Source organism: Streptomyces sp. NBC_01237 (assembly GCF_035917275.1).
Taxonomy (GTDB): Bacteria; Actinomycetota; Actinomycetes; order Streptomycetales; family Streptomycetaceae; genus Streptomyces.
Genome location: NZ_CP108509.1, coordinates 244,825 through 270,518, shown reverse-complemented (window position 1 = coordinate 270,518; position 25,694 = coordinate 244,825). Strand labels below are relative to the sequence as shown.

Genomic DNA, 25,694 nt, shown 5'->3' with positions numbered 1-25,694 from the left:
CCGGTCGAGCACGCCGAGCGCGAGGCTCACTCCGACGTGGTCGAGCAGGAGCACGGCGGCACCGTCGGACCTCCCTGCTCAGGCGGCCGTCCCGAGATGTTCGTGCGCCCACTCCTCGAAGCTGGTCAGGTCGATGCCCAGCGCACGGGCGAACTGTGGCCGGGCCGGCTGGCCGACGACCTCCATGAACTCGTGCGTGGCACCCATGTCTCCCATCCCGGCGGCGCGGGCCTGTTCCTCGGTCATGTCCGGGGCCGTCAGCGGGACGCCCAGGGTGCGGGAGAGGACCTCGGCGATTTCGGTCATGGTCAGGTAGTCGCTGGTGAGTTCCAGTTCCACTCGGTGGAACTCGGCGGGGGCGGACATGGCGGCCGCCGCGGCCCGGCCCACGTCCTTGGCTGCTACGAGCGCCAGGTGCGTGCCCGGTTTGACGACAGTGACCAGACCCCCTTCTACGCCGCGGGGGAAGTAGAACCGCATGGACGGCTCGAAGTTCTCCATGAAGAACGATGGCTTGAGCAACGTCCAGTAGGGAAATTCGAGTTCGCGCAGCCGGTCCTGGATCGCAGCCTTCGTTCCGAGCGGGACTTCCATCACCGCCCACCGTCCTTCGGTCCAGCCCGGGGCCTCGACGTGCTGTCCCACGCCGCTGGTGGAGGACTGGACGAACTGCTCCACACCGGCGGCCCGCGCGGTCGTCATCAGGTTGTCCGCCTGGCTGACCTCGCCGGCGAAGTCGAACCCCTGCTCGGTGTATGCCGGCATCTGCACGGAGAAGACGGCCCGCACGCCGTCCAAGGCCGCCTCAAGGGTCGCAGGTTCGGTGAGATCGCCGACGAACAGGCTGGCGCCGAGTTCTTCGACGGCCCGTGCGCGTGGCGTGTTCGGGTCGCGGACCAGGGCGCGCACCGGTGTTCCCTGTGCGAGCAGGGCGCGGGCGGTGGCACCGCCTTGGCGACCGGTGGCGCCGGTGACGAGAACCGGTGGTGTGGCAGTGGCCATGTGTGCATCTCCTCAGCGGTCAGGCACAGCAGAAACGGCGGGGCACGCCGTTTCGCTTTCGCTACAATACGGCGGGGCCCGCCACTATTCAATGTTGGGGAGATCATGACCGGCCAGCGCTCGGACGCCCGCCGCAACTACACGCATATCCTCGCCGTGGCCGAGGCCGAGGTGGCGGCCCAAGGGGCCCAGGCGTCCCTGGAGCAGATCGCCCGCATCGCGGGCGTCGGATCAGCTACCGTGCGGCGCCACTTCCCCACCCGTAAGGCCCTGCTCGAAGCAGTCTTCAATCAGCGCGTCCATGGCCTGTGCGATCGTGCTCATACACTCCTCGGCGAGCACGACAGCCGGTCCGCGCTGGTGGAATGGCTGCGGGAGCTGCTCGCCTACTCGCTCGACGCACGCGGTCTGGCGGACGTCCTCTCCTATCAGCCCCTCCAGGACGAGGGCACTCAGGACTCCTGTGCGCAGGCCATCGGTGCGGCCGGTGCCCTGCTGCTACGCAGGGCCATTGACGACCAGACTGTCCGGGCGGACATCACGATCGACGATCTGCTCATACTGATCGTCGGAATCGCCCTGGCCACCGAGAATTACACCGACCCGGCGATGCAGGCGGACCGTGCCTTCCGGCTCGCCGTCGCAGGCTTCGGCGCCAACGGCAGCTGAGTACGCGCATACGGCCGTCAGAGCCATGGCGGCGGGGGACCGGCTCATGAGCGGACCGCCTGCCGGCAGACGAACGTTGTCCTGAGCCGCCCGAAGGGCGTCCTCGGCACCCGGCTTCAGCGCGGCGACGATGGAGTGGGGCCGGCCCGCGGCGGGCCCTTCCGGAGGCTGAGGCGTTGCCGCGTCCGGGCTGTCGTGACCGGCACCTGCCGACGGCTGAAGGCGTCTCCCGGGGCGTCGGGCGCGGTGGGGGCGCCTTCGGCCCACATGTCGCCGGGCTCCGCGGCGGCGGGGCTCCGGGCAGCCATGACCATCCGTATTGCCATTGTTTGATACGGGAAGGGCGTTTCGTTCACCCCCCGCTTTGGTGCCGGGGAACTTGGTGAATGGTTCCGTCTGTGGATTCCGGGGCGGGCGCCCATCATCCTGGAACAGCGGAAGGGGAACGGCCGGACAACGCCGGACGGGACTTTTCGAACATTCGTCACTCTGAATTCTGGGAGAAGTCATGAAGTCTGCCCGCGTGTTCGTGGTCACGGTCCTCTGCGCGCTGATGATCGGTGCCGTCGCCGGTACCGCAACCGCCGAGGCCGGCAGCGCCGAGATCCGGACGACGTCCTCCGCCGCACCTGGCAACGACAGCGGCTGGGGTCTTATCCCGGAATGACCTGTGGGCACGTGGGAAGAAGCCGGCCCGTGGTGGGTTCCGGAGTCTGCGGTCCATCAGATCCCGGAATGCAGGAATCATGCGGAGAAAGTGCGCTCGACTCCTTGATCGATGGAATACGGGAAGTTGTCCGTAAAGTCAGTGACCGGGAAAGAGAAGTGCTCGCACACGTCGTGCGCGGAGCCACCCGCGGGGAGATCACCCGGCGCATGGATGTCCGTCCGCATACCGTCGACACCTGCATATGCCGGATACGCGCGAAAGCCGGAGCCCCGAACCGAAATGCTTCTGTTGCTGCCGGCTCTGTCGGTCGAGGGGCCACTGGCGACCGAAGCCTCCCGACCGGACTCAGGTCCGACCGGATCCAGGTCCGGCCGAACCCGGGATCGAGTGCCGAGTCGATGCCGCGGGCGCCGGATGACGCGCGAGCACGTGACTGTCGGGACCGGCGTCCCTGCGGCAGAATCCTCACTGCGGCCGCAGCGGTGCTCAGGTGGTTCCTCCCCGCTTTTCCGCAGTGTGTCCGGGCGTCGTGGCGCCCTGCACACCTTATTCATCCCGCATCGCCCGGACTTGCGGTGAGATCGGAGAACTGTGCCTGGACGGCGAGCTCTGAGCCAGCCGATGCAGTCCTTCGTCGAAGAACTGGTCCTGTGCGTGGCGGCCAACGGCGGCCGAGGGCCCGCTCTGCTGTGGCCCGAGGATCCGAGGACCTTGCCGGCCCTGCTGGAGCTGCCCCGCCCGGCCCGTCCAAAACCGGGCGTCGATCTCGCTGTGCCGGGCGGACCGGGCGCGGAGGAACTGGCGGCCGAGCTCGGCCGCAGGCTGCACCTGCGGGTGCGTCCCCTCTTCCGCTTCCTGTCGGCGGACTCCTTCGCCGTGGAGAGCGCGCCGAACGGTGCCGAGTCCACGGTCACGGTCCTGGAAGGAGCCTGCCGCTGTGTTCTGTCGCGTGTCGGCGAGGACCCGGCACCTGGCCCCCTGCACCCGCTGGGCATGCGGCTGCGTTCCGGCAGCACTCTCTTCATGCCCCACGACCGCACCTACCGGCTGTCGGAGATCCACGCCCCGACCACACTGCTCGAACTCCACCTGGAGGGCACGGGCTGACGGTGTGTGCCCCGGGCGGCCGCCGGATCAGGTGAGCGCTGTCGTGGGTGCCGCGTCCGGCTCTTCGTCGTCGTTCAGCAGCCCCCTCGTGGCCACCGCGACGCCGGCCTGGAAACGGCTCTCGGCACCGAGAGCCTGCATCATGTCGCCTATGTGTTTGCGGGTGGTGCGTAAGGACATGCCGAGCCGCCGCGCGATCGTCTCGTCCTTCAGCCCCGTCGCCAGCAGTCGCAGGATGGTGCGGTCCAGATCCTTGGCGACCGCCTCCAGGCCGTCGGTGGCCGCGTCGGAGAACGGCTGGGCCTGCGACCACACCTGCTCGAACATCTCGTACAGGAAGTGCACGACCGACGGCTCCCGGATCACCACCGCGCCCAGCCGGTCGTTGCGGTTGGTCATGAACGCGAGTTCCCGGTCGAAGATGATCATCCGGCCGACGAGCTGGTGGGCGGTCCGGTACTCGCCGCCCAGCGCGCTCACCGTGGCCACGTACGCCTGGCTGGGGCTGTTGAACCGTGCGGTGTGGTGGTACACGGTCCGCATCCGCACCCCCCGGGCGAGCATCTGGCTGTCCCGGAGCAGTGCGTCCTGGAGCACCTCGGGCGGGCGGGTGCCGCCCGGCTGCACGGTGACCATGTCCTCGCGGCACTGCTCGGCCGCCCGGTTCAGCGCGGCCCGCACATTGGTGAGCCCGGGAATGGTCTCCAGGTTCGTATGGACACCGTGCCTCCCCTCGTTGTAGTCGGCGGCCAACTGGGCGAACTGGTCGCGGAAGAGGTGCAGTTGCGTCTGCTGTTCCGCGATGGCACGCTCCACCGATGCGGTGGCCACGGCCGCGACGAGGTCAGGGTCGACAGCCCAGAGGCGGTCGTCGCCCTCCCCGCCCCTGTGCACCAGGCCGATCCGGACGAGGTGGTCCACCGCACCGCTCACCGCGGTCTCGTCGATCCCCGTCTCCTCGGCCATCAGGGCCGGGTCCAACCGACCGTGCAGAGCCAGTCGACGATAGACGGCCACTTCCTCGGCGCTGAGTGTGTCTCCCACGGTGAAAACGTTGTCATCGACTTGCTGATCCACCATCAGTTCTCCGCTCCTGATACCCACATGGACACATGCCGCACTCTCATCGCACTCGGCGTCTCCCGGCTGCCACGTACGGGCCACCCACCGGTTGCCCGCACATGCCGCGGATCGCTTCGTGCGGGTCGGGCGACCGTGGGAGCAGGTTCGTCGCTGGAAATCTTGTGGCTGGCGGACGCCGGGTCGACCAGACTTTGCAGGACGGTGAGTTGAGCCCTGCCCTGCGCGGCCGGTCCGAGGAGGGCAGGAGGGGGTGACTGGTTCTGCTCATGGCGGTGATCGAGTCTCCGGTGGGCTGTCAGCTTCTCTGCCCCTAGAGAGCCGCAAGCCGGGGGATCGGTTGCTCCAGCACGCGGTTCGGGTCACTTCGGTCCTGAATTCGCCCTGCGAAATTACCCCTTTCTCCTGCCCTGTGCGGGGGAGGAGGTGCCGCCGCCGCGGACCACACGCGGCCCGTTCCGGCCCTTTCCGGGGTCGGGGCGCCCGCGTGAGTCCTCACTGGGTCGCTCTTGATGGCTTCTGGACGGTGTCTCGGAGCCGGATGACGATCGCGGCGAGGGTGCCGCGTCGAAGATGTAGTCGCGTGTGTCGTGGTGGCCGGCCGCTGGCCGGAATTGTTTCCCTTTGCTGACGAGTCAGGTCAGCGGGCGGGGCCGGCTCGCACCTGCTGCCCGGACACGGTGACGCAGGGTCTCGGGGTTGATCCCCGGACCGGCGGCGACCTGCCGGATCGTCGCCTCGGGCAGCGACCGGTCCAGCGCGACCGCGTCCGCCTCGAACTGCGACGGACAGTTCTTCATGACCACGAGATGTCCGTTCTGGGGCCCTCGGAATCCGGTGCCCCGTACGGCCGGGGCCAGAGGTCAAGGCCCCGCCGGACTCCGAACTGCCACATCCGTCCGTATTGCCATCGATTGCAGCTCCGTGGGCTTTTCATCCACCCCCCGCTTTGGTGCCGGAGAACTTGGTGAATGGTTCCGTCTGTGGATTCCGGGACGGGCGCCCACCATCCTGGAAGAGCAGAAGGGAAACGGCCGGACAACACCGGACGGGACCTTTCAAACATTCCCCGCTCTGAATTCTGGGAGAAATCATGAAGTCTGCCCGCGTGTTCGTGGTGGCTGTTCTCTGCGCGCTGGCGATCGGCACCGTCGCCGGTGCCGCTGCCGCCGGGACCGGCAGCGCCGGCATCCGTGCGACGTCCACCGTCGCGCCCGGCAACGACAGCGGTTGGGGTCGTGTCGCGGGATGACCTGCGGGTACGTACGGGGAATTCGACCCGTGGTCAGTTCCGGAGTCTGTGGTCCTACAGCTCTCGGGACGCAGGAATCAGACAGAGAAAGGGCGCCCGACTCCGTGAGCGATAAACTACGGAAAGCTGTCCGGAAAATCGGTGACCGGGAAAGAGAAGCACTCGGGCACATGGTGCGCGGGGACACCTGCGGGGAGATCGACCGGCGCATGAGCGTCAGTCCGCCTACCGTCGGAAAGAACGCGGCAACCGGACTTTCGTTACGCGAATGCGCAGTGGGCGGCCCGCGGCAGCGGCCGGTGCCGACACCGTCGGAGGGGCCTCGCGAAGCGGTTTCCTTCGCCGAGCTGCTGAAGGGGCATCGGCGCCGGTCCGGTCTGACCCAGCAGCAACTGGCGGACTTCGCGACGCTGAGCGTCCGAGCGATCCGGGACCTGGAGAGCGGACGGGTCCGACGGCCCCGGCGGGAGAGTGTGGGGCTGCTGGCCGACGCGTTGCGGCTGGGCGATCCTGAGCGCCTGCAACTGCTCGCCGCCGGTGGAAGCCCGGCGGACCTGCGGGTTGCACCGCTCGAACTGCCCGAGCCGTCGGCTCCGCCCGAGCCGCCCGCTCCGCCCGGCACGCTGGTGGGCCGGGAAGCGGAGCTGCAGGTTTTGCTCGATCAGGTGACCGTGTACGGTCACCGCCTGGTGAGCGTGGTCGGCATCAGCGGCATCGGGAAAACGCATCTGGTGCTTGAGGCGGCCCAAGTGCTGCGTGCCAGGGGTTGGCGGGTCGGGTGGCACGCGTCCGCAGGGGATTCCCTTTGCCGCGGTGCGATTCCCGCGGCGGGCTCCGGTTCCGGCGGGCCGCCGCCAGGTGCCGCTGACCTGACCGACGACCTCGTCGGGGCGATCGGTGAGAGGCACGAACTGTTGGTGATCGATGGCGGCGACGCTTCGGGACCCGGCAGGGTGGACGTTGGCGAGTTGCTTCGGCGCTGTCCGGGGCTGCGCGTCGTGGTGACCGGTCTGACGCCGCGGTATCTGCCGGGTGAGCGCGTACTGCCGCTCACCGCGATGGCCGTGCCGGAGGAGGCGCGGGACTATGACTACGCCCGGTTGAGCGAGGTCGAGTCCGTGGCGCTGTTCCTGTCCCACATGCGCCGGTCGCGGCCGGGGTTCCGGCTTCGGGAGGACAACGCGCACGCGGTGGTGCGGTTGTGTCGCTGGCTCGACGGTGTACCCAGGGCACTTGAGTACGCGGCGGGCTGGTGCCTGGTGTATCCGCCCGAGCTCCTGCTGGCCCGAGCCGGCCGGGACTCCTCTCTCCTCTCCTCCCCGGCGGGCTGCGGCTGCCAGGACCTGCTGCGTTCCCTGGCGCGCAGCGTCGACGTCGTGGCCGAGTGCTATGGCCACGTGCTGGCTGAGGTGGCGGACCGTCCGCACTGGACGGTCGGGGACCTCGATCACCTGGTGCCGGATCCGGCTGCTGCCCTGCACGCGCTGCTGGTCCACGGGCTGGTGCGGCCGGTGGGCGCCCGTATGCCGGAGCGGTTCACGGCGCTGCAACTCGTGCGGCTCCTGTACGCGCGGGACCGAGCTCCGGCCAGGGTGGCCCGGGCCGGCTGAGACTGCCGCTGATTCTGCCTACCGGGGTCCACCGCGGCCCATACGTTTACCCGTGTCTTGTGGCGGTCGAGGAAAGGGATGGGAAATGGTCACCTGCCCGGAATGCGAGAACTCGGTGGTTCCCGCCGGAACTCCGGTGATTGGCGAGATAGTGGAATGCGGTGAATGCGCCAGCGAATTGGAGATCCTCACACTGGATCCGATACGGGCCGCGCTCGCGCCGGAGATCGAAGAGGACTGGGGCGAGTGAGCGACGCCGTGCCGTTCGCGGTCCTCGCGTCGCGTGTGCGGGCCAGCGAGAAACGGATCCTCGAAGCCCTCCGGCGCAGAGGGATTGCCCATCGGCACCTCGACAGCCGTGAGTGGTGGCAGCAACTCGGTGAGCGCGGCCCTCAGCCGATCGTGCTGAACAGGGAGATCGGGCTCGCCAGGGCGACGTACGCGGCCAACGCGCTGGAGGCGGCGGGTGCGACGGTGGTCAACTCCGCGCGGGCGACCGAGCTGTGCGGGGACAAGTGGCGCACGTCCGCGGCACTCGTCGAAGCCGGACTGCCGACACCGCGAACGGCCCTCGGGCTGACCCCGGAAGCCGCGCTGACGGCTCTGGAGAGCATCGGCTATCCGGCTGTGGTGAAGCCGCTGCAGGGTTCGTGGGGCCGGCTGGTCGCCGCGTTGCCGGACCGGCAGACCGCGGAAACCGTGCTGGAGTATGTCGCCGCGTTGCCCGCACCGCAGGCGCGGATCGTCTACCTGCAGGAATGGATAGCCAAACCGGGGCGGGACATCCGGGTGATCGTGGTGGGCGGCGAAGCGCTGGCCGCGACCTACCGGCGCAGTGAGCACTGGCGGACCAACGTGGCGCGGGGCGCGGTGAGCGAACTGTGCCCCCTGACACCTGATATCGCGAAACTCGCGGTCATGGCCGCGCAGGCCGTGGAGGCCGAGATCGCCGGTGTCGATCTGATCGAGGACGAGACGGGAGAGGTCCTTGTCCTGGAGGTCAACCACGGTGTCGAGTTCTCCGGCCTCCAGCAGGCTCTTGGTGACGCGGTTTCCGTCGCCGACCGGATCGTCGACCATCTCCTGGAGAAGTCACGCTCATGCTCCGAGTAGCGATCGTCGGGGCGTCCGGCTACATCGGTGGCGAGTTGCTTCGCCTGCTGCACGGTCATCCACGGGCAACCGTCGTGGCCGCCAGCTCCGACCGCCTGGCCGGGCGCCGGGTCGACGGCCCGCATCCCAACCTGCGCGGCCACACGGACCTGTGCTTCGTCGGCCACGACACATTGGAGAGTATCGATTTCGATGTGCTCTTCCTGGCCGCTCCGCATCGGAAAACCATGGGAAGGATGGAAGAATTCCTGAAAATGGCCGGGACCGTCATCGACCTGTCCGGCGATTTCCGTCTACGGGATCCCGAAATCTACGCGTCCTACTACGGGGTCACGCACACCGCACCGCATCTGATCCCCGATTTCACCACCGGGCTGCCTGAATGGCATCGCGCCCAACTGGCCACGAGCGACCGGATCGCGGTCCCCGGTTGCATGGCCACCGCCGGCATTCTCGCGGTCCGGCCGTTGGCCCGGGCGGGTTTGATCGAGAGCACGGTCCGGGTGGACGCCAGAACCGGTTCCAGCGGATCGGGCGTCTCCGGCGGTCCCGCCGGTGCCCATGCCGAACGCAGCGGTGCCCTACGGGTGTTCGCTCCCTCCGGGCATCGGCACGAGGCCGAGATCGCGCAGGCCACGGACCGTACCGTACGGATGACCGCCACCGGCGTCGAGGCGGTCCGCGGCGTGCAGGTGCTGTGCCACACGGAACTGGTCTCCGGCGTGTCGGAGAGAGACGTCCGGTCCGCGTTCCGCGCGGCGTACAGGAACGAGCCGTTCGTCCGGGTCATCGCCCAGCGGCAGGGCCTGTACCGGCTCCCCGAGCCGAAGATCCTTTCCGGATCCAACTTCTGCGATGTCGGGTTCGCGGTGTCCGAGGACGACGGCACCGCGGTCCTGATCGGCGCACTGGACAACCTGGTCAAGGGCGGGGCGGGCGGCGCGGTGCAATGCCTGAACGTCCGCTTCGGCTGGCCGGAACGGACAGGGCTGGAATTCCCCGGACTGCATCCGAACTGACGTGAGGCTGATAAAGCGAATGCGGGACATACTTGTGGTCAAATGCGGCGGGAACGCCGCTGTGCGGTCGGAGGCGATCTGCGCGGACGTTGCCGCCGTGCACCGCGGCGGCCGGCCGGTGATCCTCGCCCACGGCGGTTCGGCGGACATCGACAGGCTCGCCGAACGTCTCGGAGTGCCTTCCCGCCGGCTCGTCGCCCCGGACGGGGTGTCGACCCGGTACACCGACGAGCGAACTCTCGAAGTGGTGCAGCTGGCGCTGGCCGGCTCCGTCAAACCCCGTCTGCTGGCCGCCCTGCGCGCCTGCGGAGTGAGCGCGGTCGGGCTGACCGGCCTGGACGCCGGACTCCTCGTGGCCGCCCGCAAGTCGGCGCACCGCGCGCTCGTCGGCGGACGCCGGATCGTGGTCAGGGACGACCACAGCGGACGGATCGTCGCGGTCAACGGCGACTTGCTGTCCACGGTGCTCACGGCGGGGCTGCTGCCCGTGGTGTCGCCGCCTGCCGTGGCCGAGGACGGCCGTGTGGTCAACACGGATGCGGACCGCGCCGCCGCGGCCGTCGCGGGCGCCGTCCGGGCGAGCACCCTTGTGCTGCTCACCGGGGCGAACGGGGTGCTGGCCGACCGGCACGACGAACGGTCGGTGCTCCCCGTCTGCAGGGTTCCCCGCCGGGGGACACCTCCGGTGGTCACCGGCGGCATGGGGATCAAGCTGATCGCGGCCCGGGAGGCACTGCTGTCCGGTGTGCACCGCGTCCTGATCGCGGACGGCCGTCGACCGCATCCGGTCCAGGAGGCCCTGGAGGGCTCGTGCACCGAAGTGCTACTGGAGGAAGAGTGACGATCTTTTCGGACAGGGCCGCGATCGAACTGCTCCACGGCATGCTGAGGATTCCCTCACCGTCCTTCGCGGAATCGGAGCTGGCCGCCCACGTCGTGGATGCCATGCGTGGAGCCGGTCTCGCCGCACGGATCGACGGGGCGGGCAACGCCGTCGGGGAGATCCGGCACGGCCCGGGGCCGACGGTGATGCTGCTCGGACACATCGACACCGTACCGGGGGACATCCCGGTGCGCGTGGACGGCGATCGCCTGTACGGAAGGGGCTCGGTCGACGCCAAGGGGCCGCTCGCCACGATGATCTGCGCGGCCGCCGGCAGTACTGGGTTCCGCGGCCGGATCGTGGTCGTGGGCGCGGTGGAGGAGGAGACCACGATGTCCCGGGGCGCGGTGGAGATCCGCCGTACTCACGAGCCGCCGGACGCGCTGATCATCGGCGAGCCCAGTGGCTGCGACACGGTCGTCCTGGGATACAAGGGAAAGATCGACCTCCGCTACCACGTGCGGTGCGAGGCGACCCACCCCAGCAACGCCGTGCCGAAGGCGTCCGAACTGGCGGCTCGGGCGTGGACGGAGCTGCTGGACCTGCTCGGCCCGGAGGCGAGCCACGCCCGATTCGACAGTCCTGGCCCGACCTTGACGTCGATCAACGGTGGACTGACGTCCGCCACCGCGGAGTTCAGTGTCCGGATTCCCCCGGGTTTCGACAGCGAGGGCCTGGTGGCCGCGTTGTCCGAGCGGCTGGACCTGGGCACGCTCCAGGTCGTCAACACGGTGCGCGCCTGCCGTGTCGGCCGCAACGACCCGGTGGTGCGGGCGCTCTCGGTCGCGATCCGCGCGCAGGGCGGCAGCCCGAGGGCGAAGGTGAAGACCGGTACCTCCGACATGAACACACTGGCGGAGACGTGGACGATGCCGATGGCCACGTACGGGCCGGGGGACAGCAGTCTGGATCATTCCGACCGGGAACACATCAAACTGTCCGAATACCTGTTCGGCATCGGGGTGCTGACCCGTGCCCTGGCCGAACTGGATGAGCATTTCACCGGGAAGAACCGATGAGTGACGATCACGCGCGCACGGCACGGGAACTCATTGTGCGGATGTGCGCCAACCCGGAGGGCGGCCACCTCGGCGGATCGATGTCCATGGTCGAGATCCTGGTGACGCTCTACCGTCACGTGCTGAGGATCGACCCGCGGAGGCCGCAGGCACCGGACCGGGACATCCTGCTGCTGAGCAAGGGACACGGCGCGATCGGACTGTACGCGGTCCTGGCGGAGCGGGGCTTCTTCCCCGCGGAACTGCTGGCGGGCTACGGCGCTCCGGACAGCATGTTCACCGCACACCCGAATCCGGCCGTCCCCGGGGTCGAGATGCCGACCGGGTCACTCGGGCACGGACTGCCGCTCGGTGTCGGCTTCGCGCTCGCCGCACGGTTGGACGGCAGTGACCGGCGTTGCTTCGTCGTGCTCGGCGACGGCGAACTGCAGGAGGGCTCGGTCTGGGAGGCCGCGATGGCGGCCGGCGCCCAGTCACTGGACCGGCTGGTGGCGATCGTGGACCGCAATGGGCTGCAGATCAGCGGTGACACCGAAGAGACCGTGGGCCTTGAGCCACTCGGGGACCGTTGGCGCAGTTTCGGGTGGTCGGTACTCGAGGTCGACGGGCACGAGCCGGACCAGTTGCGGACGGCCCTGTCGCGTATTCCGCACACCCCGGGCAGACCCACCGTGCTGCTGGCCCGCACGGTCAAGGGCAAAGGACTGCCCTATATCGAGGGCCAGGCCCGCAGCCACTACGTCCGGCTCACCGAGCGCGGGCACCGGCGTGCCCATGCCGCGGTGATGCGCGGCGAACGACCCTGAACGGAGACGACATGTCCGTCGTGACAGCCGAAGCCACCGAACCCACCGTGCCCGACGAGACCCGCGCGGCCCGGGAGGTGTACCGGGACGTACTGGTCGAGTTGCTCGGCGAGGACGAACGCCATGTGTGCCTGGACAGCGACACCGGCCTGTTCTCCGCCACCGACTGGGGTGAGAGCGCGCGTCGGTATCTCAACCTCGGTATCGCGGAACAGAACCTGATGGGCGTGGCGGCGGGACTGGCCAGGTCCGGCCGGATTCCCTTCGTCAACACCATGGCGACCTTCGCCGCCACCCGGGCGCTGGAAGCGGTGAAGCTCGACATCGCCTGGAACAACCTGCCGGTACGGATCGTCGCCACCCACGGCGGCCTCTCCGCCGGCCACCTCGGCTCCACCCACCACGCGCTGGAAGACCTCGCCGTCATGCGGATGCTGCCGAACATGACGGTGCTGGTGCCCGCGGACGGCCCCGCCACCGAGAGCCTGGTCCGAGCCGGCGCTGAGCTGCCGGGACCGGTGTACCTGCGCCTCGGGCGCGGCGCGACGCCGAGCCTTGCGCCGGGGGCGGAGCCGGTGCGGATCGGGGTCGCGCAGTCCTTGCGCCGGGGATCCGACGTGACGCTGATCGCCACCGGGCCGCATCCCGTGCTCATCGCGGTCGAGACCGCCGGCGAACTGGCCCGCGACGGGATCGACGTGGCCGTGCTCAACATGCACACGGTCAAACCGCTCGACCGGGAGGCGATCGTCGCGGCCGCCACCCGCACACGCGGAATCGTCACCGTCGAGGAACACTGGGCGGCCGGGGGCCTCGGTTCGGCGGTGGCCGAGGTCGTGGCCGGCCTGGGTATCGCCTGTCCGGTACGGCGGGTGGCGGTCGCCGACCGGTTCGCCGCCGGTACCGGGGGACACCGGCGTCTACTGGAGCGCAACGGGATCTCCGGCGCGACGGTGACCGAGCACGTGCGACGGCTGCTGGCTTGAACCCCCGGCGTCGAAGCGATCCCGGCGGTCCGGACCGGCCCTCAACCCACTCCATCCCATGATCCCGGACCGGGATCATGGGATGGAGTGGGTTGAGGTCATCGGGCGGGGAACGCTCCGGCCCACTCGGCGTCGGCGATCTCCGCGGCGCGTTCCCAGTGCGGTGTGCAGTCCGTCGTCGCGGCGATGGCGGCCAGTGCCTCGCGGTGGTGCCAGACCTTCTCGAACGCGTCGGCGTACCGGTCGAGCAACGGTCCTGAGTCCGGATGCAGGTGCGCCTTCTGGATCGTGAAGGAGTCGTCGAGGACTCGCAGGGTGGCCGGGAAGTCCTCGGGACGGTAAGGGCGGTCCACGACGCCGGGCAACGCCCACGGGTAGGCACCGAACCCGCGGCGGCCGGTGAAGACCCGCTGCGCGGGCAACGGCTGCAGCTGGTAGGGCACGGCGGGCACCCCTTCGGCACGCAGGGCCCGCTGTACGACGGAGCGCAGCGGGCCCGCGAACTCGTCGGCCAGCCCGAAGGCCGCGGGATTCACCCGGATGCGCAGGACGTGCCAGGCATGGGTGCGGTCCTGCGGGACCTCGGGCACCAGGAAGCCGGGATACGCGGCCAGCCGTCCCAGCAGTCGGCCGACGTGCTCCTCGCGGACCGCCATTTCGTCGGGGAGCTGAGCGAGACGGCTACGGGTGAACGCCGCCTGTATCGCGTTCGGTTTACAGTTCCAGCCCAGCAGATGCGCCACGTAGCTGCGCTCGCCGCCCGCCGGAATGAGTTCACCGAACTGCCGCAGCATGGTCGCCCTCGTCGCCACGTCCGCGTCATCGGTGGTGATCAGGCCGCCCTCACCGCAGGTGGCGAGATTCTTGCTGACGTTGAGGCTGAAGGTGTTCACCGCGCCGATCGAGCCCACGGACCGGCCCCGGTACCGGGCACCGTGCGCCTGCGCGGCGTCCTCGATCACGGTGACCCCGTGCCGGGCGGCGATCTCGGTGATCCGGTCCAGATCGGCGGGCAGACCGTGCAGGTGGACCACGACGATCGCCTTGGTCCGGCCGGTGATCGCGGCCTCCAGCGCCGCGGGGTCCAGATTGAACGTGACGGGGTCGATGTCCACGAACACCGGTACGGCCATGAGATGGAGCGGAGCGGTGGCGCTGCCGATGAAGCTCAGGGCGGGCACGATGACCTCGTCGCCAGGCTCCACACCCGCGGCGCTCAGCGCGACCGACAGCGCCGCGGTGCCGTTGCTCACCGCCACACAGTGCTCCGTGCCGACGTACTGCGCCCACTCCCGCTCCAGGCCCGCGATCTCCTGCTCCCCCGACGAGGCGGAGGTGAACCGGCCGGACCTCAGCACCCGATGGACCGCCTGCTCGTCCTGATCGGTCACCATCGGCCAGGGCCTGATCCCGAGCTCCCTGGGCACGGCCCGGCCACCGCCGAACATCGCAAGATCGACCGCCGGCTGGGCCGGTTGCTGGATTGTCACCGCTGAACCTCTTCTCCATGTGATTCCGCCCGAACGTCGCGCATGTCATCGTCGGCGTGCGCCGTCGGGTCCGGAGGCAATCACACCGGCAACTCACCTGCGTTCCTTCGCGGTGCTTCCGCGAATTGCCGCTCCGACTGCCGCCGGTGGCGAGCGCCGCTCGCTAACTTCGTTCCTGATTCCAGACCGGAACCGGAATGAGGGAATACGTGACCAGGCCTTTCGGTGAAGCGAATTCGAGTGCGGCCGGGGAAAGCCCGGTCACCCGTCACCAGCGCGTCCTTTGTCAACTGGTCGCCGACGTGCTCGGAGTGAGCGACGTCGGGATCGACGACGGGTTCGTGGCGCTCGGCGGAGACAGCATCATCGCCATGCAGCTCGTCAGCCGGGCCCGGAGAGCCGGTCTGCGGATCACCGTCGGCGATGTGCTGACCCGGCGGGACATCGAAGCGCTGGCACGGACGGCCACCACGCTGGACCAGGAGCCGGCGCCCGTCGCGGACAGCGGGGTGGGACCGGTCGTCACCACTCCGATCGTGCACTGGTTCCGGGAACGCGGTGGAGTGGTCGACACCTACAACCAGTTCGCGGTCCTGCGCACGCCTTCAGGGCTGACGGAACCCCGTCTGACGTCGATGGTGCAGGCTCTGCTCGACCACCACGACATCCTGCGCCTGCGGCTGTCCGTGCCGGTCGACGAGACGCACTGGGCGCTGGAGACCCGGCCGGTGGGCGCGGCCGGAGCGGCCTCGGCCGTCCGGCGGACGGATGTGGCGGGACGCCCCGAGGAGGAGTGGGCCGCGCTGGTGCGACAGGAGTCGGACGCGGCGCGCGACAGGCTGCGCCCCCGGGAGGGCAACGTCCTCCAGGCCGTGTGGTTCGATGCCGGACCGGATCGCCAGGGCATGCTCGCCCTGGTCGTCCATCATCTGGCCGTCGACTCGATTTCCTGGCGCATCCTGGCCGCCGATCTCGCGACGGCCTGGCAGGCCGTCGAGAAGGGTGCCGCGATCACTCTCGATCCAGTGCCGACCTCGTTCCGCCGCTGGTCCGCAGTACTCGGCGAGCAGGCGCACGCGCAGGCCGGTGTCGCGGAACTCCCCGGCTGGCTCGAACGGCTGCGCCCCGGCGCCGCCCGGTTCGGCGACCGGGCGAGGGTGCCCGGTCAGGACGTGGAAAGCCGGGACCGGAGTTTCACCGAGTCCCTGCCGGCCGAGTTCACCGAGGCGTTGCTGACCACGGTGCCGTCGCTGTTCAACGCCGGTATCAACGACGTTCTCCTCGCCGGTCTCGTGCAGGCGATGGGCGACTGGCACCGCGGACGCGGCACGGCGGGCGACGGCACCGCATTGCTGCACCTGGAAGGCCACGGCAGGGAAGACGCACTCGCGGAGGCGGATCTCTCCCGGACCGTCGGCTGGTTCACCAGCCTGTTCCCGATCAGGCTCGACCTGGGCGAACCGGACGGGACGGATGCGCACGGCGCCGGGGCGGCGATGGGGAACGCGGTGAAGCGGGTCAAGGAACAGGTGCGCGGCATTCCCGACAAGGGAGTCCGGTACAGCCTCCTCCGCTATCTGAACCCGCAGACGGGTGCGCTGCTGGAGAAGGCGGCCCAGCCGGAGTTCGTCTTCAACTACCTGGGCCGTTTCGAGGTCTCGGACGACGACTGGTCGGTCGTACCGGAGTACGGGACCGGTGTGGACGACACCGGATCAGGCATGCCCATGGCCCACAGCGTCGAGGTCAACGTGGCCACGGTGGACCGGGCGGACGGCCCGGAGCTACGGGCCACCTGGACCTGGGCCGACAGCGTCGTGTCCGAGGCGGACACCCGCGAGCTGGCGGAATCGTGGTTCCGGATGCTCCGGACCCTGGTCGCGCACGCCCGCGAACCCGGAGCGGGCGGGCTCACCCCGTCCGATCTGACCCTGAGCTCGCTCAGCCAGCACGAACTCGAAGAGATCGAATCCGATCTGCGGGCCTTCTGAGGAAGTTGACACTGAAGATGAAGCAATCGGTAGTCGAGGACATCCTTCCCCTGTCACCCCTGCAGGAAGGCCTTCTCTTTCACGCGCTGTTCGACCGGGAAAAGCACAGCCCATACCTCGCACAATTCGCGGTGGACCTCGACGGACCGGTGGATTCCGCGCTCCTGAGGACGGCCGCGGACACCGTGATACGGCGCCACGCCACATTGCGGTCCGGATTCCGGTACCGAAAGACAGGCGAACCGATACGGGTGGTGCGCCGCGATGTCCCGCTGGACTGGCGGGAGACCGAGGTCGGTCAGGAAGGCGCGCCGGAACGGATCGCCGAACTGACCGAGCTGGACTGGGCCCGGGGCATCGACGTCGGCGGATCGTCGTTGATCCGGTTCACCCTCGTCCGGCACACCGCCCGCCGCCACCGGCTGCTGGTGACCGCCCACCATCTCCTGCTGGACGGGTGGTCCTTCGCCCTGCTGTTCCAGGAGCTGTTCGCGGTGTACTCCCGGGCCGGCGGTACCGCCGGCCTGCCCTCGGTGCGCCCGTACCGGGACTACCTGGCATGGCTGGCGGAACAGGACAGGGCCGGCGCGGAGCGGCACTGGGCGGCGGCCCTGGAGGGGGTCACCGAGCCCACTCTCGTCGCGCCCGCCGATTCCCGGAGCGGTCCGCCGCCGGAGGAGGTGGCAGTGCTGCTGCCGTCGGGGACGACGGCGTTGCTTACCGCGCACGCCCGCAGGAACCACATCATGCTCAACACGGTGTGCCAAGGGGTCTGGGCCATCCTGGTCGGTTCGCTCGCCGGACGCGACGATGTGGTGTTCGGCTCGACGGTCAGCGGTCGTCCGGCAGAGCTGACCGGCGCGGACTCGATGATCGGGATGTTCATCAACACGGTTCCGGTACGGGCGCGGCTGGACCGGGCGGCTTCGGTGAGCGCGCTGTTCGGTCAGATCCAGGCGGGGCGCGCCGCATCGCTCGACCACGACCACCTCGGTCTGACGGAGATCCAGACCCTGACCGGATCCCCGACCGCGCTCTTCGACACCAACGTCGTCTTCGACAACTTCCCGATGCACGACTACAAGGTCGACTCGCCCGACGGTGAGTTGGAGGTGGGCGTCACCTTCCGTGACAGCGCGCACTATCCGCTGACCCTCGCCGTCGAACCGGGCGAGCGGCTCGCGCTGCGCCTGCACTACCGCCCGGACCTGTTCACCGCCGACCGGGCGGCCGAGATCGCCGACCGGCTTGTGCTGCTGTTCGAGCAGGTGGCCGAGGATCCGGACCGGCCGCTCTCCGCGCTGACCATGCTGTCGCCGGGGCAGCACGACCGGGTCGTACGAAAGTGGAACGACACCGCGGTCGAGCTGCCCGACGTGACGCTTGCCGACCTGTGGTCGGAGCAGGTCCGACGCACGCCGGACGCGACGGCCCTGGTGGCGTCCGACGAGCAACTGAGCTACGCCGAGCTGGACGAACGAGTGGATCGGCTGGCGGCGCAGCTCGCCCACAGAGGCGCGGGCCCGGACCGGGTCGTGGCCGTGGCACTGCCCCGTTCGGTGGAACTGGTGGTCGCGATCCTCGCTGTCGTCAAAGCGGGCGCGGCCTACCTTCCGTTGGATCTGGACCACCCCGCCGGCCGGATCGCCGCGATGGTCACGGATGCCGGGCCGATCCTCGTACTGACTGATTCGAAGAGCGTCGGCGCCCTCCCCGGCGCTGTACCGAAGCTGTTGCTCGACGAGCCGATCGCGCGGGTCCCCGCCCGGCCGGTGCGACCGCGCCCGGCGCACTCCGCCTATGTCATCTTCACCTCCGGATCCACCGGACGGCCCAAGGGGGTCGTGGTCCCGCACGCGGCGATAGTCAACCGTCTGCTGTGGATGCAGGCCCAGTACCGGCTCACCGATGCCGATCGGGTGCTGCAGAAGACGCCGGCCGGTTTCGACGTATCGGTGTGGGAGTTCTTCTGGCCGCTGATCTCCGGGGCGAGTCTGGTGATGGCGAAGCCCGGCGGACACCGCGACCCCGCCTATCTGGCCGAGCTGATCCAGCGTGAATCGGTGACCGTCACACACTTTGTGCCCTCGATGCTGCAAGCGTTCCTCCGGGAGCCCGGAGCGGCCGGCTGCACGAGCCTGCGCCGGATCATCTCCAGCGGTGAGGCTCTGTCCGCGGAGACACAACGTGAACTGTTCAGCACGCTCGGCTCCACCGAACTGCACAACCTCTACGGACCGACCGAAGTCGCTGTCGACGCGACCTACTGGCAGTGCCGCCGTGGCGATGAGGGAAGTTCGGTGCCGATCGGCCGGCCGCTGGCCAATGTGGCGGCGTATGTGCTGGACGGCGGGCTGCGGCCGGTGCCGCCGGGAGTGGTGGGCGAGCTGTACCTGGGCGGGGTCCAGCTCGCCAGGGGATATACCGGGCGCCCCGCGTTGACCGCCGAGAGGTTCGTGGCCTGCCCGTTCTCGGCGGGGGAGCGTATGTACCGGTCCGGGGACCTGGCCCGGTGGACCGCCGACGGGGCGCTGGAGTACGTCGGCCGCGCGGACGCGCAGGTGAAGATCCGGGGCTTCCGCGTGGAGCTCGGCGAGGTGGAGGCGGTGCTGGCCGGCCACCCCGAGGTGATCCAAGCCGCGGTCGTCCTCAGGGAGGACCGGCCGGGTGACCAGCGCCTGGTCGCGTATGCCGTGGCCCGGTCCTCGGGCCTCACGGGCCGGGACCTTCGCCGGTTCGTGTCGGACAGCGTGCCCGACTACATGGTTCCCGCCGCGGTGGTCCTGGTCGAGACCATGCCGACCACGATGAACGGGAAGCTCGACCGGGCCGCGCTGCCGGAGCCGGACCGGGCCGCGCACGCCGTGCGGGAGCCGCGGAGTCCGCGCGAGGAGATCCTGTGCGAACTCTTCGCCGAAGTGCTCGGGGTGCCCCGCGTGGGGATCGACGACCACTTCTTCGACCTGGGAGGGCACTCCCTGCTGGCGCTCCGGCTGCTCTCCCGGATCCGGTCGGTCCTGGGGGAGGGGTTCGAGATCCGCGACCTGTTCGCCGAGCCCACGGTGGCCGGACTGGCGCGGCTGACCGGAGCCGCACGCCCCGCGCTGACCGCCCGGGCAGGAGAGGAGCCCGTACCGCTGTCGTTCGCCCAGCGACGTCTGTGGTTCCTGAACCGGATGGAGCGCGACGAAGGAACGTACAACGTGCCCGTCGCGGTCCGTCTCACCGGAGCGGTGGACAGGGAGGCTCTGGCACAGGCGTTCGCCGACGTGGCGCAACGGCACGAAAGCCTGCGCACGATCTTCCCCGAGGAAGGTGGTGAGCCGTACCCGGTCGTTCTGGACTCGGTTCCCGGGATCGAGGTCGTCGAGGTGGCACCGGCAGACCTCGCCGATGCCACGGCGGAGCGGGTCCGTCACCGGTTCGACCTCACCGCACACGCACCCGTCCGGGCCACGCTGTTCCTGCTCGGCCAGGGTCAGCACGTCCTGCTGCTGGTCATTCAGCACATCGCGGCCGACGGATGGTCCCTGCGTCCGCTGCTCAGCGACCTCGGCCTGGCGTACACCGCCCGATGCGACGGGAGCGCACCGGACTGGCCGGCGCAGCCCGTGCGCTACGCCGACTACACCCTGTGGCAGCGAGAGCTGCTCGGCGACGCCGAGGACACGGACAGCCTGATGGCCCGCCAGCTGGGATACTGGCAGCAGCAGTTGGCGGCACTGCCGACGGAGCTGACGTTGCCGGTGGACCGGCCTCGCCCCGCGGTGGCGGCGCAGTCCGGTGGGACGGTGGCTGTCGACTGGGAGCCCGAGCTGCACAGCAGGCTGCTCGATCTCGCCAGGTCCGCCGGCTGCACACTGTTCATGGTGCTGCAGGCGGGTTTCGCGGCACTGCTGACCCGTATGGGCGCGGGCACCGACATCCCCTTCGGCACCCCGGTGGCGGGCCGGTCGGACAGCGCGCTCGACGACCTGGTCGGGTTCTTCGTCAACACCCTGGTGCTGCGCACCGACACGGCAGGCGATCCCGGGTTCGCCGAACTGCTGCGACGGGTCCGCGACACCGACCTGGAGGCGTTCGGACACCAGGACGTCCCCTTCGAGCGTCTCGTGGAGGTCCTGCAGCCCGAGCGGTCGCTGTCCAGGAACCCCCTGTTCCAAGTCATGCTCCAGGTGCAGCACGGCGAGCCCGCCACCCCGGCCTTCGCCGGGCTGGAGGGCGAACGGGCCCCCGTGACCTGGGACGTCGCCAAGTTCGACCTCAGTCTTGAACTGGCGGACGAGCGCGATGCCGAGGGAGCACCGGCCGGGATGACCGGCTACCTCGAGTACGCCGAGGAACTGTTCGACCGGACCACCGCCGAACAGCTCGTGACGCGCCTGCGACGACTGCTGGAACAGGTGCTCGCCGCTCCGGAACGACCGATCAGCGCCGTCGACGTGCTCTCGGACGGGGAACGGCGGCGCTTCCTCGCCGCGCGTCCCGCGCCCGCGCTCGCGCCGCGACCGGTGTTCCTGCCCGACGCGTTCCGGGAGCAGGCCGCCCGCACGCCGGACGCGACGGCGCTGGTCTTCGAGGACACCGCGATGACCTACGCCGAGCTCGACGCACGTGCCACCCGGCTCGCCCGCCACCTCGTGAGCCGGGGCGCGGGCCCGGACCGGGTGGTGGCGGTGGCCTTGCCCAGGTCCATGGACCTGGTGGTCGCGCTACTGGCGGTACTGAAGGCGGGCGCCGCGTTCCTCTTCGTCGACATGGCTTACCCGGCCCGGCGGATCGCCCACCTGCTGGAGGACTCCGCCGCCGCCCTGGTCGTCACCGACGGCGCATCCGCCGAGTCGCTGCCCGCACACGAACCGGTGCTCGTCGACGCCCCCGCGCTCGACGACGAATCATCGGAAGAACTCAGGATCGCGCTCACCCCGGAGCATCCGGCATACGTCGTGTACACCTCGGGGTCGACCGGCCTGCCCAAGGGCGTGATGGTGACCCACGGTGGGCTGGCCAATCTGCTCGCCTTCTACCGTGAGGAGGTCATCGCCACCGCCGAGCGGACCCGAGGTTCACGGCGCTGCCGGATGGCGCTGACCGCGTCCCTCTCCTTCGACACCTCGGTCGTCGGTCTGCTGTGGCAGGCCGTCGGCCACGAACTCCACCTCATCGGCGACGACACCCGCCGCGACCCCGCCGCCATGGCCCGTTACATGGACCGGTGCGGCATCGACGCTCTCGACGTGATGCCCAGCTATGCCGAGGAGCTGATCCAGCAGGGCATGCTCGACCCGGCCGGAACGCCGCCGGCGGTGCTGATGACCGGCGCGGAAACGGTGGGCGAGAAGCTGTGGACACGGATCCGGGAAACCGAGGGGATCACCGTCTACAACATCTACGGACAGACCGAGACCACGGTGGACTCCCTCTTCTGGACGTCGGACGACAGCGACCGCCCCCTGATCGGCCGTCCGTTCGCCGGAGTGGACGTGTTCGTGCTCGACCCGGGGCTGCGTCCCGTCCCGCCGAAGGTGATCGGCGAACTGTACGTCGCGGGAGCCCAGTTGGCGCGCGGCTACGTGAACCGTCCTGGCCTGACCGCGGAGCGGTTCGTGGCGAACCCGTTCAGGCCGGGACAGCGCATGTATCGCACGGGTGACCTGGTCCGGTGGACCGACGACGGCGCGCTGGAATTCCTCGGCCGGGCCGACGATCAGGTGAAGATCCGTGGTTTCCGGGTCGAACTCGGCGAGGTCGAGGCGGCGCTGGCCCGCCACGAGGGCGTCACGCACGCGGTGGCGGTCCTGCGGGAGGACCGGCCCGGGGACAACCGCCTCGTCGGATACGTGCTCGCCCGGAACACGGAACTCGATGTGAGACAACTGCGGGAGTTCGCCAGGCAGAACCTGCCGGACTACATGGTGCCCGCCGCGATCGTGGTGATCGAGGAACTGCCGTTGACACCGAACGGGAAACTCGACCGCGCCGCACTGCCGAAACCGGCGTACCCCACCGGCACCCGGCGCGCGCCGCGCGATCTCCGCGAGGAGCTCCTGTGCGGGCTGTTCGCGGAAGTGCTCGGCCGTGACGCGGTGGGGATCGACGACGGCTTCTTCGATCTCGGCGGCCACTCCCTGCTGGCCGTGCGGCTGAGCAGCAGGGCGCGCTCGGTGCTGGGCGTGGAACTGCCTGCCCGTCTGCTGTTCAGTACCCCGACCGTGGCCGGGCTGGCGGAGAGCCTTGACGGGATTCTCCCCGCCAGGCCGGCGCTCCGGCCGGGCAAACGCCCGGAGGTACTGCCGCTGTCCTTCGCCCAGCAGCGGGTGTGGTTCCTGAGCCAGTGGGAGGAGACGGGCACCAGCTACAACCTCCCGGTCGCTCTGCGCCTGTCAGGTCCGCTGGACCGGGGAGTTCTCGAACAGGCGTTGTCCGATGTCACGGACCGGCACGAGAGCCTGCGGACGGTTTTCGTCGAACGTGACGGCCGGCCGGTGCAGTCGGTGCTCGAGCCCGGAGCGGTCCGGCCGGAACTGGTCCACCGAGAGGTGTCCGGGGCCGAGGCCGAGGCGGCGATCCGCGCGGCCGCGGACCATCCGTTCGATCTGGCCACACAGCCTCCCATGGTCGCCCACCTGTTCACGACGGGCCAGCAGGAGCATGTCCTGCTGCTGGTGTTCCACCACATCATCTGCGACGGCTGGTCGCTTCGACCGCTCATGCGCGACCTTTCCGACGCCTATGCCGCCCGCACGCGGCGCGACGCTCCACAGTGGGACGAGCTGCCGGTGCAGTACGCCGATTACGCGCTGTGGCAACAGGATCTGCTGGGCAGTGAGGAGGACCAGGACAGTGTGCTGTCCCGTCAGCTGAGCCACTGGCGCGCCCAGCTGGCAGATCTCCCGGTGGAACTGACCTTGCCGACGGACCGGCCCAGGCCCGAGACCAGCGACTACGCAGGGGGAGCGGCGGGCGTCGAGTGGGGCCCCGACCTCCATCGAAGCCTGCTCGCGGTCGCCAAGGAGCACAACTGCACGCTGTTCATGGTGCTCCAGGCCGGCTTCGCTGCCCTGCTCAGCAGGGTGGGCGCGGGGACGGACATTCCGATCGGCACCCCGGTGGCCGGCCGGACGGACGACGCGGTCGACGAGGTCGTCGGGTTCTTCGTCAACACGGTGGTCCTGCGGACCGATGTCTCGGCGAACCCGAGTTTCGCGGAGCTGCTCCGTCGCGTCCGGGCCACCGACCTCGCGGCCTACGAGCACCAGGACGTCCCGTTCGAGCGGGTGGTCGAAGAGGTGAATCCACCACGCTCGCCCAGCCGCCACCCGCTCTTCCAGATCATGGTCCAGCTCCAGCACGCGACCGACGGTCCGGAATTCCCCGGTCTGCGGGCGACCGAATGGCCGGTCCCGTCGACCACCGCGAAATTCGACCTGGTCATCGATGTGGAGGAGCGGCTCGACGAGGACGGAGCGCCGGCCGGGCTGGTCGGGGCCCTGACGTACTCGACCGCGCTGTTCGACGCCGCGACGGGTGAGCGGCTCGCCGACGGCCTGCGCACGTTGCTGACGCAGGTGGCCCGAGACCCGGAACGGCTGGTCGCCGACCTCGACGTACCACCCGTCCAGGACCGGCGGTCCGGTGTCGTCACCGAATGCCCGGCTCCGTCGCGGGACGCGGCGTCGGCCACCACCGGCCCGCGTACGGCACACGAGGAGGTGCTCAGCGAGCTGTTCGCCAAGGTGCTCAGCCGGGAATCGGTCGGCATCGACGACAACTTCTTCGCCCTGGGCGGGCATTCGCTGCTGGCGACCCAGCTGATCTCCCGGGTGCGTTCGACCCTGGGGCTGGAGCTGCCGGTCCGCGAACTCTTCCGAGCCCCGACCGTCGCCGGGGTCGCCGCATACCTGGCGAAGGCCCGGCCCGCCCGGCCGGCGCTGCGGCCTGCCACTTCCCACTGACAGTGGGGCGTTCACCGACACACCTGGGAGACGGCCTGATGCTCACCATGTTCGGACTGGAACTGATGGAGGAAGCGGTGTACCGGGAGATCGGCGAATCGCCTCCGTCGGTCGCCGAGGAGATCGCCGACCGGCTGGCGGTCGCTCCGGATCTGGTCCGTGCGTGCATCGGCCGGCTGCTCGAACTCGGCCTGGTGCGGCGTTCCTTCGAGGTGCCCGGCAGATTCGCGGTGGTTGACCCGGTCCTGAGCCTGCAGCAGTCGCTGGCCGGCCAGTACGAGGAGTTGACGCGTCGGCAGCGGCGGGTCGCCGAGACACACGCCGAGGTTGTCCGCCTGCTCATGTCCGACGCCTCCGGCCGGTCGGGCAGGGTCGCACAGGTCGAGCGGCTCCTGGGGATGGACGAGGTGCAGTGCCGGGTGGACCGGCTGGCGGGAGAGGCCATCCGTGAGGTGCTGACGTTCGTGCCAGGTGGCGCGCGGTCGACCCCGGAACTCTCGGCAGCGCGCCGCAATGACGCGGCGTTGCTGAGCCGCTCGGTGTCGATCCGGACCGTCGGCACGGACACCGACTCCTACGACGCCGCGACGATGGCGCACGTGCACTGGCTGACCGGCAACGGGGGCCAGTTCCGCGGCTTCGAGACGCCGCTGCCGGCAATGATCCTGTTCGACGGTTCGGTCGCGCTGGTACCCCTCGACCCGCAGAACACAGCGGCGGGCGCACTCCAGGTCACCGATCCCGGCCTCGTCGCTCCCATGGCCCTTCTGTTCGAACAGACCTGGTCGTTGGCCACACCGCTGGACGCCGGGCGTTCGACGACGGACGACACCGTGAACGGCAAGGAACTGGCGCTGCTCAGGCTGGTCGCCGAGGGGTGTACCGACGCAGCCGCCGCAGGCCGGCTGCATGTTTCGCACCGGACCGCTCGACGCATGATGGCGGTGCTGATGGAGCGCCTCGGCGCCCGCAGCCGCTTCGAGGCCGGGGTCAAGGCCGCCCGGCGCGGCTGGCTCTGACTACCGGCGGGGCCGCCCCGCGA

At 69.7% G+C, this 25,694-nt stretch carries 19 protein-coding genes and 1 pseudogene; 16 read left to right on the top strand and 4 right to left on the bottom strand.

Annotated elements, in window-relative coordinates:
• Nucleotides 1-78: 78 nt before the first annotated feature.
• On the bottom strand, nt 79-1,002 hold the full coding sequence (locus tag OG251_RS37645) for an NmrA family NAD(P)-binding protein (protein ID WP_326681762.1): 924 nt from the start codon (nt 1,000-1,002) through the stop codon (nt 79-81).
• Between the two features lie 105 nt (nt 1,003-1,107).
• Here OG251_RS37645 and OG251_RS37640 point away from each other — a divergent pair, with 105 nt between their 5' ends.
• The 4 genes and pseudogenes from OG251_RS37640 (at nt 1,108) to OG251_RS37625 (ending at nt 3,448) form a co-directional block, all read left to right on the top strand.
• Complete coding sequence (locus OG251_RS37640; protein WP_326681761.1) at nt 1,108-1,671, top strand: TetR/AcrR family transcriptional regulator; 564 nt, start codon at nt 1,108-1,110, stop codon at nt 1,669-1,671.
• 508 nt (nt 1,672-2,179) lie between these two features.
• Nucleotides 2,180-2,338, top strand: coding sequence for a hypothetical protein (locus tag OG251_RS37635; protein ID WP_326681760.1), 159 nt, complete (start codon nt 2,180-2,182; stop codon nt 2,336-2,338).
• Nucleotides 2,335-2,568 (top strand): annotated as a pseudogene (locus tag OG251_RS37630) (hypothetical protein); the annotation flags it as partial. The gene OG251_RS37635 and the pseudogene OG251_RS37630, both read left to right, overlap by 4 nt.
• 394 nt (nt 2,569-2,962) lie before the next feature.
• A complete protein-coding gene (locus OG251_RS37625; RefSeq protein WP_326681759.1) occupies nt 2,963-3,448 on the top strand; it encodes a hypothetical protein in 486 nt (161 codons plus the stop codon).
• A gap of 27 nt (nt 3,449-3,475) precedes the next feature.
• On the opposite strand, the gene OG251_RS37620 is transcribed toward OG251_RS37625, so the two are convergent.
• Nucleotides 3,476-4,528 carry a helix-turn-helix transcriptional regulator gene (locus tag OG251_RS37620; protein ID WP_326681758.1) on the bottom strand — a complete coding sequence of 351 codons (1,053 nt, stop codon included), beginning with the start codon at nt 4,526-4,528 and terminating at the stop codon, nt 3,476-3,478.
• Nucleotides 4,529-5,163: 635 nt separating this feature from the next.
• Nucleotides 5,164-5,328, bottom strand: a complete 165-nt coding sequence (locus OG251_RS37615; protein WP_326681757.1) for a hypothetical protein — start codon at nt 5,326-5,328, stop codon at nt 5,164-5,166.
• A gap of 293 nt (nt 5,329-5,621) precedes the next feature.
• Here OG251_RS37615 and OG251_RS37610 point away from each other — a divergent pair, with 293 nt between their 5' ends.
• The 9 genes from OG251_RS37610 (at nt 5,622) to OG251_RS37570 (ending at nt 13,216) form a co-directional block, all read left to right on the top strand.
• The gene (locus tag OG251_RS37610; protein WP_326681756.1) at nt 5,622-5,780 is read left to right on the top strand and encodes a hypothetical protein; all 159 of its coding nucleotides are present in this window, start codon (nt 5,622-5,624) and stop codon (nt 5,778-5,780) included.
• A 170-nt stretch (nt 5,781-5,950) separates the two neighbouring features.
• The gene (locus OG251_RS37605) at nt 5,951-7,390 is read left to right on the top strand and encodes a helix-turn-helix domain-containing protein (protein ID WP_326681755.1); all 1,440 of its coding nucleotides are present in this window, start codon (nt 5,951-5,953) and stop codon (nt 7,388-7,390) included.
• A gap of 85 nt (nt 7,391-7,475) precedes the next feature.
• Complete coding sequence (locus tag OG251_RS37600) at nt 7,476-7,640, top strand: lysine biosynthesis protein LysW (RefSeq protein ID WP_073720752.1); 165 nt, start codon at nt 7,476-7,478, stop codon at nt 7,638-7,640.
• On the top strand, nt 7,637-8,503 hold the full coding sequence (locus tag OG251_RS37595) for a RimK family alpha-L-glutamate ligase (protein ID WP_326681754.1): 867 nt from the start codon (nt 7,637-7,639) through the stop codon (nt 8,501-8,503). Before OG251_RS37600 ends, OG251_RS37595 begins: the two co-directional genes overlap by 4 nt.
• Nucleotides 8,491-9,522, top strand: coding sequence for an N-acetyl-gamma-glutamyl-phosphate reductase (argC, locus tag OG251_RS37590; RefSeq protein ID WP_326681753.1), 1,032 nt, complete (start codon nt 8,491-8,493; stop codon nt 9,520-9,522). The genes OG251_RS37595 and argC overlap by 13 nt, the downstream gene beginning before the upstream one ends.
• A gap of 19 nt (nt 9,523-9,541) precedes the next feature.
• On the top strand, nt 9,542-10,363 hold the full coding sequence (locus OG251_RS37585; RefSeq protein ID WP_326681752.1) for a [LysW]-aminoadipate kinase: 822 nt from the start codon (nt 9,542-9,544) through the stop codon (nt 10,361-10,363).
• Nucleotides 10,360-11,424 (top strand): M20/M25/M40 family metallo-hydrolase, encoded by a 1,065-nt coding sequence (locus OG251_RS37580; RefSeq protein WP_326681751.1) that lies wholly within the window; start codon nt 10,360-10,362, stop codon nt 11,422-11,424. Before OG251_RS37585 ends, OG251_RS37580 begins: the two co-directional genes overlap by 4 nt.
• Nucleotides 11,421-12,230, top strand: a complete 810-nt coding sequence (locus tag OG251_RS37575; RefSeq protein ID WP_326681750.1) for a transketolase — start codon at nt 11,421-11,423, stop codon at nt 12,228-12,230. Before OG251_RS37580 ends, OG251_RS37575 begins: the two co-directional genes overlap by 4 nt.
• Nucleotides 12,231-12,241: 11 nt before the next feature.
• Nucleotides 12,242-13,216: a transketolase family protein gene (locus OG251_RS37570; protein WP_326681749.1), complete on the top strand. Its 975-nt coding sequence runs from the start codon at nt 12,242-12,244 to the stop codon at nt 13,214-13,216.
• A 98-nt stretch (nt 13,217-13,314) separates the two neighbouring features.
• On the opposite strand, the gene OG251_RS37565 is transcribed toward OG251_RS37570, so the two are convergent.
• Complete coding sequence (locus OG251_RS37565) at nt 13,315-14,706, bottom strand: DegT/DnrJ/EryC1/StrS family aminotransferase (protein ID WP_326681748.1); 1,392 nt, start codon at nt 14,704-14,706, stop codon at nt 13,315-13,317.
• 209 nt (nt 14,707-14,915) lie between these two features.
• On the opposite strand from OG251_RS37565, the gene OG251_RS37560 reads away from it, so the two are divergent.
• The 3 genes from OG251_RS37560 to OG251_RS37550 are packed head-to-tail and all read left to right on the top strand — an operon-like array spanning nt 14,916 to nt 25,671.
• Nucleotides 14,916-16,697 (top strand): condensation domain-containing protein, encoded by a 1,782-nt coding sequence (locus OG251_RS37560; RefSeq protein WP_326681747.1) that lies wholly within the window; start codon nt 14,916-14,918, stop codon nt 16,695-16,697.
• A 17-nt stretch (nt 16,698-16,714) separates the two neighbouring features.
• Nucleotides 16,715-24,652, top strand: coding sequence for a non-ribosomal peptide synthetase (locus OG251_RS37555; protein ID WP_326681746.1), 7,938 nt, complete (start codon nt 16,715-16,717; stop codon nt 24,650-24,652).
• A gap of 38 nt (nt 24,653-24,690) precedes the next feature.
• Nucleotides 24,691-25,671 (top strand): helix-turn-helix transcriptional regulator, encoded by a 981-nt coding sequence (locus tag OG251_RS37550; protein WP_326681745.1) that lies wholly within the window; start codon nt 24,691-24,693, stop codon nt 25,669-25,671.
• Nucleotides 25,672-25,694 lie beyond the last annotated feature (23 nt).

Coding starts and splice junctions, on each gene's coding strand:
- OG251_RS37645 (WP_326681762.1), bottom strand. CDS start 1,002: ATGGCCACTGCCACACCACCGGTTCTCGTCACCGGCGCCACCGGTCGC.
- OG251_RS37640 (WP_326681761.1), top strand. CDS start 1,108: ATGACCGGCCAGCGCTCGGACGCCCGCCGCAACTACACGCATATCCTC.
- OG251_RS37635 (WP_326681760.1), top strand. CDS start 2,180: ATGAAGTCTGCCCGCGTGTTCGTGGTCACGGTCCTCTGCGCGCTGATG.
- OG251_RS37625 (WP_326681759.1), top strand. CDS start 2,963: ATGCAGTCCTTCGTCGAAGAACTGGTCCTGTGCGTGGCGGCCAACGGC.
- OG251_RS37620 (WP_326681758.1), bottom strand. CDS start 4,528: ATGGTGGATCAGCAAGTCGATGACAACGTTTTCACCGTGGGAGACACA.
- OG251_RS37615 (WP_326681757.1), bottom strand. CDS start 5,328: ATGAAGAACTGTCCGTCGCAGTTCGAGGCGGACGCGGTCGCGCTGGAC.
- OG251_RS37610 (WP_326681756.1), top strand. CDS start 5,622: ATGAAGTCTGCCCGCGTGTTCGTGGTGGCTGTTCTCTGCGCGCTGGCG.
- OG251_RS37605 (WP_326681755.1), top strand. CDS start 5,951: ATGGTGCGCGGGGACACCTGCGGGGAGATCGACCGGCGCATGAGCGTC.
- OG251_RS37600 (WP_073720752.1), top strand. CDS start 7,476: ATGGTCACCTGCCCGGAATGCGAGAACTCGGTGGTTCCCGCCGGAACT.
- argC (WP_326681753.1), top strand. CDS start 8,491: ATGCTCCGAGTAGCGATCGTCGGGGCGTCCGGCTACATCGGTGGCGAG.
- OG251_RS37585 (WP_326681752.1), top strand. CDS start 9,542: ATGCGGGACATACTTGTGGTCAAATGCGGCGGGAACGCCGCTGTGCGG.
- OG251_RS37575 (WP_326681750.1), top strand. CDS start 11,421: ATGAGTGACGATCACGCGCGCACGGCACGGGAACTCATTGTGCGGATG.
- OG251_RS37570 (WP_326681749.1), top strand. CDS start 12,242: ATGTCCGTCGTGACAGCCGAAGCCACCGAACCCACCGTGCCCGACGAG.
- OG251_RS37555 (WP_326681746.1), top strand. CDS start 16,715: ATGAAGCAATCGGTAGTCGAGGACATCCTTCCCCTGTCACCCCTGCAG.
- OG251_RS37550 (WP_326681745.1), top strand. CDS start 24,691: ATGCTCACCATGTTCGGACTGGAACTGATGGAGGAAGCGGTGTACCGG.